This window comes from Nocardiopsis alba (genome assembly GCF_000710955.1).
GTDB lineage: Bacteria > Actinomycetota > Actinomycetes > Streptosporangiales > Streptosporangiaceae > Nocardiopsis > Nocardiopsis alba.
The window spans coordinates 154,811-170,683 of record NZ_BAZE01000003.1 but is presented as its reverse complement, the minus strand read 5'-3'; the positions used below and the strand labels follow the sequence as shown (position 1 = coordinate 170,683).

The following is a 15,873-nucleotide window of genomic DNA, read 5'->3' as shown; positions in this document are numbered from 1 at the left end:
TGAACTTCGACTCCACCCGTCCTTCGCCGAATCCTTACAAAGGCCGCAGGAATCACGAAACGCCTGTTCACATCGGGTGGGGGCGGATGCCTTCGGCGCATGGAGAAGAGCGATTCGGGCGTGGCGGGCCCCGGAGGTCTCTAGTCTGCTGAGTTGTGGGACTCAACCAGTGGGCGAACGATCGCGCGGACGAACGACAGGACACCGGCGACCGGCCGGTGCCACGGCACGGCCGCGCCGCTCTGCTGCGCCTGGCCGCGTGGTTCGAGGAGGCCGAGCCGGATCGGGCGGACGCCCTGGCGACGGCGGCCTTCGCGCTCCACCCCTCGCGCGACCTTCAAGGCCGGGTCGCCGACGGAGTGGCGGCCACCACCTCCTGGTGGCAGGCGGAACCCGATCGCAGCACCGTCACCGAACATCCCGGGACGCGCTCGCCCGAGCCCGTCCGCGACCACCGCGCCCAACAGGCCCGGTTGCGCGACGCCGCCGAGTCCTCCGCCCACTGGAGGCGGGCCGGCGCCGAACAGGTGCGTTCCCTGCTCACCGAGCCCACGGCCGACCGGGCCCGGCTGGACCTGTCCGGTGCGGGGATGGAGGTCCTCATGGAACTCCTCACCACGGCCCTGGGGTCCGGTGACGCCTCCCGCGGTCCCGCATCCGCCGGCGACCTGGAGTTCGGGCTGCGTCTGCACGTCCACACCGCGCCCGGGGCGGAGGTCGTCGTCCGGGGAGAGGGCGGAGACCTCACTCTGGAGGGGCTGCGCCTGCACGTGACCTCCTACGACCAACACCACGGACAGACCGTTCCCCCCACGCCGGTCGAGCCCCTCGCCGAGCCGGAAGGGGAGATCGACGGGCCGGATGTCCCCGACCGGACCGAGACCCTCGACGTCCCCGAAGAGCCCGGATCCCCGGAGACGGACGAGACGCCCGAGCCCGAGGAGACCACCGAGAGCCCCGAGGCCCCGGAGACGACGGAGGGCTCCGAGGAGACCGAAGCGGCCCTCGAACCCGAGACGGCCCTCGAGGACGACGAGGCCCTCTCACCGGAGGCCGGGGACGAGGGACCCGAGCGGACCGATAGCCTCCCGGGACCGGACCCCGACGCCGAGACCACCGGTCCGATCGAGATCATCACGCACACGCCCCGGACCCGGAGGTGAGGGTGACGGTGCCGAACGTCCACATCGAAGACGCCGCCCTGCTCGGAGAGCGTCAGGCCGCCGCCCGCGCCCTCATGGCCAGGCCGCTGCTCACCCGCCGGGCCCACCCGACCGAGTTCTCGCTGGTGCGATCGCACACCGAGTGGCTCGTCCAGCGTTTCCAACGCGTGCTCGGCTACCGCCTCACCGTCGCCGACGACCATGCCCGCCTGATCAAACGCGGTCTCGTCGACGAGGTGGTCCGCCCCCTGACCCGCGCCGACGGAACCCGTTTCACCCCCCGCGCCCTCGCCCACCTGGCCCTGAGCCTGGCCGTCCTCGTCGAGACCACCGAACCGGTGGGGATCCGGGCGCTGGCGCGCGGGGTGCGCGACGCCGCCGGAGAGGCCGGGGTGGACGCCGATCCGACCCGAGGGCTGGCGGAGCGTCGCGCCTTCTGCGCGGCCCTGCTCCACCTGACCGGCCTCGGAGCGCTCACCGAGACCTCCGGTACGATCCGCGCCCATCGCGACGACGCCGCCGTCGACGCCGTGCTGACCCCCGACGTCGACGCCCTGCGCGCGGTCGCCGCCCACCTGCCCAAGGCCGGGGACACCGCCGACACCTTCCTCGCCGGAGCCGTCGACCCCGACCCCGAGAGCGACCAGGCCGGAGAGACCACCTTGCGGCGGCTGCTCGCCGAGACCGCCGTGGTCCACCGTGAGGAGCTCCCCGCCCGTCAGCGGGACCGTCTCGCCGCCCACCAGTGGCGCGCCGCCGCGGCTCTGGGCAACCTCCTCGGAGGGGAGATCGAGATCCGGGCGGAGGGTGTGGCGCTCATCATGTCCGACGAGGCGGCCACCTCGCCCCGGCTCCCCTCCGACGACCCTGTCGGCCACACCGCGCTCGCGCTCGTCCGTCATCTCGCCGGTCGTCTGAACCCCGGCCGTCCCGCCACCTCGGTCCCCGTACCCGACCGAGAACTCCAGGTGGCGCTGGAGGCCCTCGGTGGAGCCGACGCCCCGGCACGTGCCGACTGGGCGCGCACCGCCGGGCCCGAGGTCCCCGACCCCGACCGGCTCCGCACCCTCGTCCTGGAACTCCTCGCCGACTCGGGGCTGCTCCTCGGAGGCCCCGGCGAGTGGCGCTTGACCGCCGCCGCGGCCCGATTCGGCGCGGAAGTGGACGATCGCGTCCCCCGGATCCAGGACAATGACGAAGACGACCGGACGGACCCCGCGCGACCGCGTGGAGCCGGTCACGACGCGTCCGAGCACGACGAGTCGAGGCTTCGAACCGACCCCCGTGAAGACCTCGACCGAGTGGCGTCCGTGCTGCGAACGGTGGCGAACGAGAAGGTGAGCGCGACCAGTGGTGACACAGGAGACGAGCGAGGCCCGGGAGACGGCTCCGGCTGACCCCACCCCCCGTTATCGCCTCGAACGCGCGGGCATCCGGAACGTCTGGCAGTACGACGACCACGTCCTGGACTTCGCCGAGGGGCGGCTGCTGCTGCGCGGGCGTAACGGCGCCGGAAAGTCCAAGGCCCTGGAGATGCTCCTCCCCTTCCTCCTGGACGGGGACGTCCGTCGTCTGGACACCACCGGGACCAACCGGACCAGCCTGCGCTGGCTCATGGCCGAGGACCCCCGCGCCGGACGGGCCCCGGTGGAGGAGGCCGGCCCCGACCTGCTCGGCGAGCCCGAGGACGAGCCGGCAGAGGTGGACGACGCGACCGACGGGTCCGGAACGACCGCCGGCCCCGCCACCCGCCTGGGCTACCTGTGGGTGGAGTTCACGACCGCCCGCGGCGATCGGGGCCTGGACGCGGCGGCCCGGAACGACACCGGCCCCCGGTCCGCCGCCGCCCTGCTCGGTGAAGGCTCCGAGACCGACGGCGAAGGAGAAGGAGCCGGAGAGGGACCCGAGCCCCGCTACCTCACCTTGGGCGCCGCCGTCATGGCCGTGGGCGACTCCGACCCGCGCTGCGTCTACTTCGTCACCGAACGCAGGGTCGGCCACGACCTCGACCTGGTCACGGACGGCCGGCCCAAACCCGTCGACCGGCTGCGCTCGGAGATCGGCGCCGAGAACTGCTTCACCAGCGCCGTTCCCTACCGGGCGCGCGTCATGCGCAGCCTGTTCGGCATCGACGACTCCGTCCGCTACCGCAACCTCATCCACCTGCTCTACCGGCTGCGCCGCCCCACCATCGGCGACCGGCTGGAGGCGGGGGAGCTCGTCGGCGTGCTCTCCGAGGCACTGCCGCCCATGGACGAGTCCGTCCTGGACGAGGTCGCCCGCAACATCGCCGACCTGGAACAGGCCCGCGCGGAGAAGAACGCCCTCACCGACGCGGGGGCGGGGGTCGCCTCCTTCCTCACCGACTACCACGGCTACCTCGTGCACGCCCTGCGCTTCCGCGCCGCCTCCGTCCGCGAACAACTCGACGCCTTCACCCGACGCACCGAGGAGACCGACCGACTCCGCGCCGAACTCGACGAGCTGATCGCCGCCGAGAGCCGGATCTCGGAGGAACGCGACCAGGCACGCCGCACCCGCGACACCGCCGAGGCCGACGACGGGACCCTGGCGGCCGCCCGCAACGGCGCCGCCACCGCCACCACCAACGAACGTCGCGCCTACGACGCCGCCGTGGGCGCCTACATCCGCGCGGCCGAGGCGGCCTGGGTCGCGGCCGAACACGCCGCCACCACCGAGGACCACGCGATCGAGCGGCTCGGCGAGGACTCCTCCTCCATCGAACGCGCCCTCGACGTCCTGCGCCAGAACCACGTGGAGGGCACCCGGGCGGCCACCGCCGCCGGTATGGACCCCCGGGACCTGGGCCGGGTCCCCGAGACCCGCGTCGCCGTCCACGCTCCTCGAGAGAGCACCACCCGGGTGGACCTCAAGGGGCTCGAACAGGCCGTGGAACGCGCCCCCGTCGAAGGCATCGACCTCGACGACCTGCGGACGAACCTCGGCGGGCTGCACGACACGCTCACCTCCGTGGCCGACACGGCGGTCGCCCGAGCCGACCTGGTCACCCGACTCACCGGCCTCACCACCGCCGAGGCCTCCGCCGACCGGCGTCTGATCGCCCTCGACAGCGAGGCCGAGAGCGCCCAGGCCACCCTCGAACACGCGCACGAGCGTGAGCGGGAGGCCATCGAGACGCTGAGGGAACGGAGCGCGACCTACGCGGAGGGCGTGCGCTCCTGGGCCGCCCGCCTGCGCGACTCCAGTCACGCCCACGCCCTCGGCGACTCCATCCACGAGCTGGAGGGCAGTGTCGAACTGCCCATCTCCGACTCCCTGCGCGTCCTGGACGCCGAGGTCCCGGCCACCGTCTCCCGACTGGCCCACACCGCCGTCGATCCGCTCCTGGAAGAGCTGCGCGCCCGTAGGGACGTCGCCGTCAACGAGGAGGGACAGCTCTCCGACGAGCTCGCCGAACTCGCCGAACGCAAGCTCAAGAGCGCCGACAGCGGCCCGGAACGTCCTTCCTGGGCCACCTACCCCCGTCCCGACTCCGAAGGCGTCCCCTTCCACCTCGCCATCGACTTCGTCGACGGGCTGAGCACCCGGGAACAGGCCGGTCTGGAGGCGGCGCTGGAGGCCAGCGGCCTGCTCGCCGGCTGGGTCAACGCGGACGGGACCCTCTACGACCCGACCACCCGCGACCTCATCATCACCCCGGCCCGCCCGGCCAAGGGCCGCACCCTCCTCGACGTCCTCGTTCCCGTCGCCGTCCCCGACCGCGGCGTCCACGACGAGGGTCTGCGCGCCCTGCTCGCCTCGATCGCCCTGCGCTCGGAGGCCCCCGGCACCGCCGAGGACACCGAGGCCAAGCACCGCCGGGACCACTCCCTGGCCACCGTCAGCTCCATGTCGCTCTCCGGCGGCTGGCGCCTGGGCGTGGCCTCCGGAGCCCACGACAAGAGCGAACCCGAGTACATCGGCGAGGCAGCGCGCAAACGCGCCCGCGACCGCCAGACCGCCAACACCGACCGCCGCATCGCCATGGCCGAGGCCCTCCTGGCCGAGGCGGGGGAGCGCCGCTGGGCGGTCGAACGCTCCTACACCGAACTCCTCGACGTCTCCCGGGACCTGCCGGACCCGGCCCCGCTCGTACGGGCCTGGGCCACCCTCGACGTCGCCAGGAACGACGTCGCCACCGCGCGCCGCGCCCACGACACCGCCAGGGCCGCCGCCGACGAGGCACGCGCCGAGCTCCTCGAGCTGCGCGCCCGCCTGGCCGACGCCGCCCGACCCGACGGCCTGCCCACCACCCGGGTCGAACTCGACAGCGCGCTTCGGGCCCTGGACCACCTGCGGGTCCTCATCGCCTCCTCCCTGCGCGACCTCGACGTACTGGCCTGGGAACTCGCCGACCACGAACACCACGTGGCCGCCTGGTCCCGAGCCCGCGCGGCCCGCCTGCTCGCGGAGGACGCCCGCGCGGCCGCGATCGACGACATGATCACGGTGCGCCGCCAGTTCGAACTCGGCGACCGGGCCCGCGGGGTCGGGGACGAGCGGATCGAGGCCGCCCGCGAGCAGGTCCGGGCCCGCGCCCGAGAGGCGACCGAACGCCTCCCCGAACTCGAACGCTCCGCCCAGCGGGCCAGGGACGAACGCGTCGGAGCCGAGGCCCGCCTCGACGCGGCCACCGACGAACGGGCCGAACAGGTCCGTCGGGCCCTCACGGTGGGGGAGGGGCTGATCGACTCGGTCACCATGACCGTCGAACCCACGGGGACCGATGAGGAGGCCTCGGAGAGCTTCCTCGCCGACGTCGTCCTGTTGCGCGCCGCCGGGCTCGAGGAACGCGCCTCCGAGGGGTCCCCCCTGCGTCGCTACCTGGCCTGCCTGGAGACCGAACCCGGCGCCGAGCCCACCGGGCCCGAGGAGCGCCTCGGCCTCCTGGCGGCCTTCGTCGCCGACCTGGAGAAGGGCCTGGCCGCCCAGGAGGACGCCGTCGAGATCGACGACAGCGCCGTCCTCGCCAGCCGGGAGGAGCTCCAGAGGCTCCTGACCTCCGTCGGCTGGTCCCAGACCCGCACCGAACTCACCGAACCCCGGGGGATCAAGCGGCTCACCGTCCACGACGAGGACGGTTCCCACGACGTCACGGTCTACGCCGAACGCGTCGCCGAGTCCGTCACCAGGGCCGAGGAGAGCGTCGCCATCGCCGAGGAGGAGGCCTTCGAACGCCACCTGCTCGGTGAACTCGCCGGCCACCTCTCCCACCAGATCGACGAGGCCCGTGCCCTCATCGCCACCATGAACGACGTCCTCAAGGACGTCACCACCTCGGCCGGGCTCGGAGTGCGCCTGGACTGGGACCTGGCCCCCGACGCCGGGGCCGACATCGAGGCGGTCGTGCCGCTCCTGGCCACCCCGGCCGAGAAACGCACCCGCGTCCAGACCACGAGGCTGCGCGACGCCCTGCGCCGCTGCATCGAGGCCATCCGACGCCTGGACCCGACCGCCACCGGTGGGGCCCAACTGCGCGCCGCCCTCGACTATCGATCCTGGTTCACGTTCACCGTCTACGTCACCGACGCCGCCGGAGACGAACGTCGCCTGGGCCACCGCACCGCCCTCAGCCAGGGCGAGCAGCGCGTGGTCGCCTATCTGGTGCTGTTCGCCGCGGCCGCCGCCCAGTTCGACGCCCTGGCGGCACGTGCCCCTTGGGCGCCCCGCCTGATCCTGCTCGACGACGCCTTCGCCAAGGTCGACGAACCCACACACGGACGTCTGCTCGGTCTCCTGGTCGAACTCGACCTCGACTTCGTCCTGACCTCCGAGCGGGTCTGGGGGTGCTTCGCCAGCGTGCCCAGCCTCAACATCTACGAGTGCCTGCGCGATCCCAACGTCCCGGGCATCGCGACGTTGCACTTCACCTGGGACGGTAGTCGTAGGAGGCTGGTCGGGGTATAGGTGCGGTCGCGGGGCCGGACGTTACGCGTATCACCAGGGCGCTTCCTCCCGTCCTGTCCTAGTCTTCTGGTGCAGGTTCGATAACGGAGCGGGGTGGCGAAGGTGACTCGGATGCCCGAGGCCGACACGAACGGAGGACGGAGCGGCAGGGAGACCTCCGGAGGAGGGGACGATCCCACCACGACGGCTCTCCTGGAGGCCCTCGCGCGCTCCGGGACCCCCTCGAGGGTCCGGGCCTGGATCAACGCGGCCCTCTGGGGAGAGGACGCCCTGGAGGCGCTCCTCCAAGGAGAGCGGATCCCCGAACCCGTCCTCGACGAACCGTCCCCACGTCCCGGACGCATGCGCCGCTCCTACCTCACCGGGATCCGGGTCGAGGGCTTCCGCGGCATCGGTCGTCCCGCCGAACTCACCTTCTCCCCGGGGCCGGGTCTCACCGTCATCGTGGGCCGCAACGGCTCCGGCAAGTCCAGCTTCGCCGAGGCCGCCGAGGCGGCGCTGACCGGCCGCAACCCCCGCTGGGACTCCATGCCCACCGGCTGGCGCGACGGTTGGCGCAACCTGCACTACGACGAGCGCACCGAGGCGACCGTCGATATCCACATCGCCGGAGACGACGGACCCACCCGGATCAGCCGCCGCTGGACCGGGGAGAGCGTCCGTTCCGCGAGAGGAGAGGTCGTCCACCCCGACGGTCGGGTCTCCCCGCTGCGTACCCTCGACTGGGGCGAGAACCTCGTCCGCTACCGGCCCTTCCTGTCCTACGACGAACTCGGCCGGACCGTCACCGGACGCGCCGCCGAGCTCTACGACACCCTCACAGCGCTGCTGGGGCTCACCGGACTCGCCGAGGCCGAACGTCGCCTCGCGAAGGTCTGCGACGGCCTCGTCCGGCGCCGTGAACGCCCCTCTCGTGCCCTGAAACAGCTCATGGAGGCCCTCTCGGCCTCCTCCGACCCCCGGGCCGCCCAGGCCGCGCAGATCCTCTCCTCGCCCTCGATGGACCTCGACGCCCTGCGTCGGATCGCCGCCGACGACGGCCCCAGCGACCCGGCCCTGCACGTGGTGCTGCGCCGCCTGCGTCGCCTCGCGGTCCCCGAGCGGGCCCTCATCGCCGACGTCGTCAACGAACTGCGCGGCGCCGCCATGGAACTGGCCATGGCCGCCGGCAGCAAAGGCGACCACGCGCACGGTGTGGTCCGCCTCCTCGAACAGGCCATCGAGCACCACAAGCGCCACCCCACCGAGACCACCTGCCCCACCTGTGACTCGGCCGGAGCCCTCGGCCCCGACTGGGTGCGCCGGGCCAACGCCCAACTCCGCGCCCTTCGTCCCCAGGCCGCCACCGCCTCGGCCGCCTACGAACGCGCCGACAACGCCCGCGACCAGGCCCGCTTCCTGCTCTCGCCCATGCCCGGCTGGCTGCCGCCCGAGAGCGAACTCGGGCAGGTCTGGGCCCTCTGGGAATCGGGCGACGACATAGAGGACCTCGCCGAACTCGCCGACCACATCGAAGTCGTGGGACGCAAACTCCGCGCCGCCGCCGTCAGCGCACGCCGTGACGCCACCGAGCGTCTGGAGGACCCCACCGACGGATGGGGCGAACTCGCCGAACGGCTCACCGAATGGCTCAACGACGCCCAAGAGGCGATCAAGGCGGGTGAGACCCTCGCCGACACCGAGGCCGCCCTCGAATGGCTCGCCGAATACGCCCACTCGGTCCGCTCCGAACGACTGGGACCGGTGGCGCATCAGGCCGAACAGGTGTGGTTCCGCCTCCGCCAGGAACGCCACATCGACCTCCAGGGCATGCGTCTGATCGGCCGGGGCGCCCGCCGTCGGGTCGAAGTGGACGTCGCCGTGGACGGGGTGGACGATCAGACCAGCGCCCCCGGGCTCCTCAGCCAGGGCGAGTTCCAGGCCCTGGCCCTGTCCATCTGCCTGCCCCGCACCCTGGTGGACGACAACCCCTTCGGCTTCCTCCTCCTGGACGATCCGGTCCAAGCCATGGACACCGAGACCGTCGAAGGGCTCGCCTCCGTCCTGGCCGACGTGGGGCGCCACCGCCAGCTGGTCGTGTTCACCCACGACACCCGCCTCTCGGACGCCCTACGCCGCCTGGGGCTCCCCGCGGACATCCGTACGATCAACCGGGACGCGATGTCCAACGTCTGGCTCGCCGACCCCGCCTGAGGGGTGTGGTTCGGGCGCCGGGAGTGTTCTGCAAGACGAGTCGAGCCGCCCGCGAGGTACGAGCGTAGGCGTGGACGAGGATGAAGAACGCTCCCTCCCTTGGCGCCCGAACACGCGCCGAAGCGAAGCGGAGGCGCAAAGCAAGCACTTTCGGGCCTCAGCCCCGGCAGGGTTTGACGGTCACGCGATCTCCCACCTCTACTCCAGCGGTCGGGGGAGAGGGCGTGTGGCTCGTGCGCCGGGTCACATCGGGGTTCTTGTGGTGGGTGCTTCGAGGGGCCTTGAGGTCCTGAAACCCCTGCCCCGTAAGGGATCTCGTTCCCGGGGGAGGGGTGGCTCCGGGGGTGGCGGGCGTTCGATTTGGCAGACCACCCCTCAACCCCTGTATAGTCATCATCAACGCAAGGGGGCAACGCCCCCGGGGCGGACGAGAGAAAGCCCCACAGCGTGCCCCTTTAGCTCAGTCGGCAGAGCGTCTCCATGGTAAGGAGAAGGTCTACGGTTCGATTCCGTAAAGGGGCTCCACCACTTGATGAGGTTCCGGTCCACTCAGGTGGGTGGCCGGTGGATCCGCACCGGCCTAGACCGGGGCGGATCCCTTCGTGGTTCCGGTCCGTTCCAACCGGGGCGGGGTAGCTCAGTCGGTAGAGCAAGCGGCTCATAATCGCTGTGTCGTCGGTTCAAGTCCGGCCCCCGCTACCAACCCACTGACCCCTGAGGCCGAGTACTCAGGGGTTGTTGTGGGTCTCGAGCAGTGTTCGTACTGCGCCCAGGTAATGTCTCCAGCGAGAAAGGCACTCCGAAGTGGCTGCCACAGACGTGAGGCCGAAGATCACCCTGGCCTGCCAGGAGTGCAATCACCGGAACTACATCACGCGCAAGAACCGTCGGAACACCCCCGACCGTCTGACGATCAAGAAGTTCTGCCCGAACTGCCGCAAGCACAACGAGCACCGCGAGACGCGCTAGTCCCTCGGCGCCCGTAGCCCAGGCAGGGAGCGGTCAGCTTCTCGTAGACTCCAGCCCGGTGAGCCAACCGCTCACCGGGCTGTTCGCTGTGTACGGCCCCCGCCGTCACCGCGGACCCGACACCGTCGTTTCCACATCCGAGAGGCAGAGCGTGGCGATCAACCCTGACTACCTCGGCCGGGAGTATCCCGCCCCCGAGGTGTACGAGGTGACCCGCGGCAAGATCCGCGAGTTCGCCGAGGCCATCGACGATCTCAACCCGGTCTACCTGGACCGGGCCTCGGCCAAGGCCATGGGGCACCCCGACGTCATCGCCCCGCCGACCTTCCCGGTCATCCTCGGTATGGCCGGCTCCGCGCTGGCCATCGCCGACCCCGACCTGGGCGTCGACTTCTCCCGGGTCGTCCACGGCGACCAGGGCTTCCACTACAGCCGGCCGCTGTACGCGGGCGACGTCCTCAGCACGGTCACCCGCATCACCGGGATCAAGGCCCTGGGCGGCAACGAGCTGCTCACCCTGGAGACGGTCGCCGAGGCGGCCGACGGCGAGCATGTGGTGACGGCGAGCATGATGCTCGTCGTCCGGGGTTCCTAGGAGACGGGGAGAGACGATGAGCAGGCTCAAGTACGACGACGTCGAGACCGGCGCCACGATCCCCGAGCGGACCTTCCCGGTCCGCCGTCTGGACCTGGTCCGCTACGCGGGCGCCTCCGGCGACTTCAACCCCATCCACTGGAACGAGCGCTTCGCCAAGTCCGTCGGCCTGCCCGACGTGATCGCGCACGGCATGTTCACGATGGCCGAGGCCGGACGGCTCATCACCGACTGGACCGGGGACCCCGGCAGTGTCGTCGACTACTCGGTGCGCTTCTCGGCGCCCGTGGTGGTCCCCGACGACGATCAGGGAGCCGAGATCACCGTCGGCGGCAAGGTCAAGTCCAAGAACGACGACGGGACCGTCACCGTCATGCTGACCGCCCGTTCCGCGGGCGCCAAGGTCCTGGCCAAGGCCTCCGCCGTCGTGCGGCTGGCCTGACCCGCCCCCCACGCCCGTGTCCGCTTCTTTCGCAAGTCGAGGTAAGACCGTGTCCACGATGCTCGCCGACCACACCACGCTCGGACTGGGAGGCCCCGCCAAGGCCTTCCACACCGCCTCCTCCACGGACGAACTGATCCGACTGGTCACCGAGGCCGACCGCGCCGGAGAGCGTGTGCTCGTGCTCGGTGGCGGCAGCAACCTGGTGGTCGCCGACGACGGCTTCCCCGGGACCGTGATCCTGGTCGCGTCCCAGGGTGTGACCCTCACCGAGGACGGGACCGACCCGGAGACCGGTGAGGACGTCGTCCTGCTGCGGGCGGACGCGGGTGTGGAATGGGATCCGCTGGTGGAGCGGACCGTCGCCGAGGGGCTCAACGGCGTCGAGTTCCTCTCCGGCATCCCCGGTCGGGTCGGCTCCACGCCGATCCAGAACGTCGGGGCCTACGGCCAGGACGTCTCCCAGACCATCCGTGAGGTGCTGGTCCTGGACCGTGTCACGGGCGAGCGGATCACCATGTCCAACGCCGACTGTGGTTTCACCTACCGGGACAGCGTCTTCAAGGGGAGCGACCGTCACGTGGTGTGCGAGGTGGTCTTCGAGCTGCGTCGTGGACCGTCGAGCCGTCCGGTCCGTTACGCCGAGGTCGCCCGCACCATGGGTGTGGACGCGGGGGACCGGGTGCCCCTGGAGAAGGCGCGCGAGGTCGTCCTGGGGCTGCGTCGGGGCAAGGGCATGGTCCTGGACCCGGCCGACCCCGACACCCGGAGCGCCGGTTCGTTCTTCACCAACCCGGTGCTGTCGCCGGAGGAGTACTCGGCCTTCCGTGAGCGCGCCGCCGAGCGTCTGGGCGCCGAGACCGAGATCCCGGGACACCCGGACGAGGCGGGGAACGTGAAGCTCTCCGCCGCCTGGCTGATCGACCGGGCCGGCTTCACCAAGGGCTATGGGGACGGCCCGGCGAGGATCTCGGGCAAGCACACGCTCGCCCTGACGAACCCGGGCGGGGCGACCACGGCCGATCTGCTCGACCTGGCGCGCGAGGTGCGCGCGGGGGTGGAGAAGGCCTTCGGGGTGCGCCTGGTCAACGAGCCGGTGATGGTCGGCGTCTCCCTCTGACCGTCACCCGGGCCGTGCGCCCAAGAAATGTGTTGGGCGCACCGAACTCGCTTTTTCGCCCTTCCTGATAAATCAATTCGCCGATGCGACGAATTGCCAGTGCAAAAAGTCCACTGGTAATGTTCTTTCCGTCGAAGGGGAGTAGTCCCCAATGCGTGCGGTCGACATGCTGGATGTACATCCCGGCCGCATGAGCCCGACTCCGACGGGCGGACGAGACCTTTGACCCGGTAGGAAACGACCGGGTTGAAGGGGCGTTATCCGCTTCCTTCCGCCCAATAAGGACAGTGGGAGCACGATGTCGGCCTTTATCCTCGGCCTCGGTCTGAGCGCCATCGCCATCTTCATCGCCGAAATGGGAGACAAGACCCAACTCGTCGCGATGTCCCTGGCGACCCGTTATCGGGTGCGCACCGTTCTTCTCGGCATCACCGCCGCCACCGCGCTGGTCCACCTCGGCAGCGTCTTCATCGCCGAGGTGCTCGGCGCGACCCTGCCCACCGATTGGCTCACCCTCGCGGCCGGGCTCGCCTTCCTCTTCTTCGGGGCGTGGACCCTGAGGGGCGACGAGATGACCGACAAGGACGAGGAGCGGGCCGCCTCCCGCCGTATCCGCTCCGGCTTCATGACCGTGTTCGTGGTCTTCCTCGTGGCCGAACTCGGAGACAAGACCATGCTGGCGACCATCACCGTCGGCACACAGCACCACTGGCTGCCGGTGTGGATCGGCTCCACCGTCGGGATGGTCGCCGCGGACGCCATCGCCATCGCCATCGGCGCGGTCCTGGGCAAGAAGCTCCCCGAACGCGCCATCCGGATCGGCGCGGCGGTGCTGTTCTTCGTGGCGGGCGTCGCGATGCTCGGCCAGGGCGCCTGGATGCTCCTGGCCTGAGCCGGCCGGGACCGCGGCCCCGGCCGCTCACCCCTCGAGAGGCTCCGGAGGCGCGGCCAGCCAGGCGTCCACACCGGCCGAGAGTTCCTTCTTGAGGGCGTCGGGGGCCCCGGAGGCCCGAATGGACATACGGGCCAGCTCGGCCAGTTCGGGGTCGGTGAACCCGAAGACCTCGCGTGCGATCCGGTACTGCTCCACCAGGCGGGGGCCGAACAGCAGCGGGTCGTCGGTGCCCAGGGCGATGGGCACGCCCGAGTCGAAGAGCCGGCGCAACGGCAGGTGCTCCACCTGCTCCACCACGCCCAGACCCACGTTCGAGGTCGGGCAGACCTCCAAGGTGACCCCCTGGGTGGCGATCCGCTCCACCAGGTACGGATCCTCGATGGCCCGCACCCCGTGGCCGATCCGGTCGGCGTCCAGTTCGTCCAGGCACTCGCGCACGCTGCGCGGCCCGTTCAGCTCACCGCCGTGCGGCGCCGACAACAGTCCGGCGCGCTTGGCGATGCGAAAGGCCGACTCGAACTCGCGCGCACGGCCTCGGCGCTCGTCGTTGTTGAGGCCGAACGAGACCACGCCCCGTCCCACGTACTGGCGGGCGAGCCGGGCCAGGGCGCGAGCGTCCAGAGGGTGCCGGGTCCGGTTGGCGGCCACCATGATCCCCACACCCACGCCGGTCTCGCGTTCGGCGATCCGGGCGGCGTCCAGGATCAACTCCAACGTGGCGGTCAGTCCGTCGAACCTGGAGGCGTATCCGCTCGGGTCGACCTGGATCTCCAGCCAGCCCGAGCCCGCGGCCTTTTCGTCCTCGGCGGCCTCGAGCAGCAGGCGGTACATGTCCTCGGGCTCCTTGAGCACCGAGCGGGCGATGTCGTACAGGCGCTGGAAGCGGAACCAGCCGCGTTCGTCCGTGGCGCGCAATCGGGGCGGCCATTCCTCGACGAGGGCCTGGGGGAGGTGGACCCCCCGCAGCTCGGCCATCTCCACGAGGGTGTCGTGGCGCATCGAGCCGGTGAAGTGCAGGTGCAGATGGGCTTTGGGCAGCCGGTCCAACCGGCGGGCGCTGGTCGGTGTCTCCATGAAGTAAGACTGCCGCATGAACACCCCCGCTCGCACCGAGATCGACGACACCGTGGCCGGCGCCGCACACGAAGGGCCCCGGGCGGAACGTCGCCCGGGGCCCGGTGGAGCGTGGAGACTACTCGGCCTCGGCCAGCAGGTTCTGGACCCGGGTCACGCCCTCGACCAGGTCCTCGTCGCCGAGCGCGTACGACAGACGCAGGTAGCCGGGGGTGCCGAAGGCCTCGCCCGGGACCACCGCCACCTCGGCCTCCTCCAGGATGAGCTCGGCCAGCTCGGCCGAGGTCGCCGGGGTACGGCCGCGGATCTTCCGGCCGAGCACGCCCTTGACGGACGGGTAGACGTAGAACGCGCCCTCGGGCTCGGGGCAGACCACACCGTCGATCTCGTTGAGCATGCCCACGATGGTCCGACGCCGGCGGTCGAAGGCCTTCCGCATCTCGTCGACCGCGGTCAGGTCGCCCGAGACGGCGGCCAGGGCGGCGGCCTGAGACACGTTCGCGACGTTGGACGTGGCGTGCGACTGGAGGTTGGAGGCGGCCTTCACCACGTCCTTGGGGCCGATGATCCACCCCACGCGCCAGCCCGTCATCGCGTACGTCTTGGCGACGCCGTTGACGATGACCGTGCGGTCCGCGATCTCGGGGACCTCGACCGGCAGCGAGCTGAACTCGGCGTCGCCGTAGACGAGGTGCTCGTAGATCTCGTCGGTCAGCACCCACAGGCCGTGCTCGTCGGCCCAGCGGCCGATGGCGCGGACCTGCTCGCGCGGGTAGACGGCGCCGGTGGGGTTGGACGGCGAGACGAACACCAGGACCTTGGTGCGCTCGGTGCGCGCGGCCTCCAGCTGCTCGACGTCGGCGAGGTAGCCGGTGCTCTCGTCGGTGACGACGAAGACGGGAACACCGCCCGCGAGCTTGATCGACTCGGGGTAGGTGGTCCAGTAGGGGGCGATGACGATGACCTCGTCGCCCGGGTCGAGCATGGCGGCGAAGGCCTCGTAGATGGCCTGCTTGCCGCCGTTGGTCACCAGGACCTGGGAGGGGTCGACCTCGAGGCCGGAGTCGCGCAGCGTCTTCTCCGCGATGGCCTTCTTCAGCTCGGGAAGCCCGCCGGCCGGGGTGTAGCGGTGGAAGCGGGGGTTCCGGGCCGCGTCGACCGCGGCCTCCACGATGTAGTCGGGCGTCGGGAAGTCCGGCTCGCCGGCGCCGAAGCCGATGACGGGACGGCCCTCCGCCTTCATGGCCTTGGCCTTGGCGTCCACCGCGAGGGTGGCGGACTCGGAGATGGCGCTGATGCGCGCGGACACACGAGGTCGGTCAGTCATGTGCTCCATGGTGTCACGTGCCCTTCCTTCGCGTCGGGTGGAAGGTCACACACCGGATGGGGCGATCGACCGGTTTGGCCGAGAACAGGGGAGGGCGTACACTTGCTCGCGTCGGTCGGCTTCGTTACACAGCCGTCACATCACTCAAGGTTGTGCGACGGCTCTCG

General features: G+C 71.2%; 11 protein-coding genes and 2 tRNA genes. 11 read left to right on the top strand and 2 right to left on the bottom strand.

What is annotated here, in order from left to right:
- Nucleotides 1-155 precede the first annotated feature (155 nt).
- From TR33_RS06460 to TR33_RS06410, 11 genes are all read left to right on the top strand, one after another.
- Nucleotides 156-1,163 carry a DUF2397 family protein gene (locus tag TR33_RS06460; protein ID WP_042282166.1) on the top strand — a complete coding sequence of 336 codons (1,008 nt, stop codon included), beginning with the start codon at nucleotides 156-158 and terminating at the stop codon, nucleotides 1,161-1,163.
- Between the two features lie 2 nt (nucleotides 1,164-1,165).
- A complete protein-coding gene (locus TR33_RS06455; RefSeq protein ID WP_042282165.1) occupies nucleotides 1,166-2,560 on the top strand; it encodes a TIGR02678 family protein in 1,395 nt (464 codons plus the stop codon).
- A complete protein-coding gene (locus TR33_RS06450; RefSeq protein ID WP_042282162.1) occupies nucleotides 2,514-7,091 on the top strand; it encodes an SbcC/MukB-like Walker B domain-containing protein in 4,578 nt (1,525 codons plus the stop codon). The genes TR33_RS06455 and TR33_RS06450 overlap by 47 nt, the downstream gene beginning before the upstream one ends.
- Before the next feature lie 111 nt (nucleotides 7,092-7,202).
- Nucleotides 7,203-9,284 carry an ATP-binding protein gene (locus TR33_RS06445; protein WP_014911090.1) on the top strand — a complete coding sequence of 694 codons (2,082 nt, stop codon included), beginning with the start codon at nucleotides 7,203-7,205 and terminating at the stop codon, nucleotides 9,282-9,284.
- Nucleotides 9,285-9,733: 449 nt separating this feature from the next.
- A tRNA-Thr gene (locus TR33_RS06440) sits at nucleotides 9,734-9,809 on the top strand.
- A gap of 101 nt (nucleotides 9,810-9,910) precedes the next feature.
- Nucleotides 9,911-9,986: transfer RNA gene (locus tag TR33_RS06435), tRNA-Met, on the top strand.
- 102 nt (nucleotides 9,987-10,088) lie between these two features.
- The gene (gene rpmG / locus TR33_RS06430; RefSeq protein ID WP_026125254.1) at nucleotides 10,089-10,253 is read left to right on the top strand and encodes a 50S ribosomal protein L33; all 165 of its coding nucleotides are present in this window, start codon (nucleotides 10,089-10,091) and stop codon (nucleotides 10,251-10,253) included.
- A 151-nt stretch (nucleotides 10,254-10,404) separates the two neighbouring features.
- Nucleotides 10,405-10,848, top strand: a complete 444-nt coding sequence (locus TR33_RS06425; RefSeq protein WP_017535906.1) for a MaoC family dehydratase N-terminal domain-containing protein — start codon at nucleotides 10,405-10,407, stop codon at nucleotides 10,846-10,848.
- A 16-nt stretch (nucleotides 10,849-10,864) separates the two neighbouring features.
- Nucleotides 10,865-11,290, top strand: coding sequence for a MaoC family dehydratase (locus TR33_RS06420; protein WP_014912200.1), 426 nt, complete (start codon nucleotides 10,865-10,867; stop codon nucleotides 11,288-11,290).
- Between the two features lie 58 nt (nucleotides 11,291-11,348).
- Complete coding sequence (locus TR33_RS06415) at nucleotides 11,349-12,410, top strand: UDP-N-acetylmuramate dehydrogenase (protein WP_199806119.1); 1,062 nt, start codon at nucleotides 11,349-11,351, stop codon at nucleotides 12,408-12,410.
- A gap of 298 nt (nucleotides 12,411-12,708) precedes the next feature.
- Nucleotides 12,709-13,302, top strand: a complete 594-nt coding sequence (locus tag TR33_RS06410; protein WP_014913226.1) for a TMEM165/GDT1 family protein — start codon at nucleotides 12,709-12,711, stop codon at nucleotides 13,300-13,302.
- A 27-nt stretch (nucleotides 13,303-13,329) separates the two neighbouring features.
- Here the strand turns inward: TR33_RS06410 and TR33_RS06405 are convergent, their stop codons facing one another.
- Nucleotides 13,330-14,379: an adenosine deaminase gene (locus tag TR33_RS06405; protein ID WP_026125253.1), complete on the bottom strand. Its 1,050-nt coding sequence runs from the start codon at nucleotides 14,377-14,379 to the stop codon at nucleotides 13,330-13,332.
- A 118-nt stretch (nucleotides 14,380-14,497) separates the two neighbouring features.
- Nucleotides 14,498-15,706 carry a pyridoxal phosphate-dependent aminotransferase gene (locus TR33_RS06400; protein WP_042282604.1) on the bottom strand — a complete coding sequence of 403 codons (1,209 nt, stop codon included), beginning with the start codon at nucleotides 15,704-15,706 and terminating at the stop codon, nucleotides 14,498-14,500.
- Nucleotides 15,707-15,873 lie beyond the last annotated feature (167 nt).

Coding starts and splice junctions, on each gene's coding strand:
- TR33_RS06445 (WP_014911090.1), top strand. CDS start 7,203: ATGCCCGAGGCCGACACGAACGGAGGACGGAGCGGCAGGGAGACCTCC.
- TR33_RS06420 (WP_014912200.1), top strand. CDS start 10,865: ATGAGCAGGCTCAAGTACGACGACGTCGAGACCGGCGCCACGATCCCC.
- TR33_RS06415 (WP_199806119.1), top strand. CDS start 11,349: ATGCTCGCCGACCACACCACGCTCGGACTGGGAGGCCCCGCCAAGGCC.
- TR33_RS06410 (WP_014913226.1), top strand. CDS start 12,709: ATGTCGGCCTTTATCCTCGGCCTCGGTCTGAGCGCCATCGCCATCTTC.
- TR33_RS06405 (WP_026125253.1), bottom strand. CDS start 14,379: ATGGAGACACCGACCAGCGCCCGCCGGTTGGACCGGCTGCCCAAAGCC.
- TR33_RS06400 (WP_042282604.1), bottom strand. CDS start 15,706: ATGACTGACCGACCTCGTGTGTCCGCGCGCATCAGCGCCATCTCCGAG.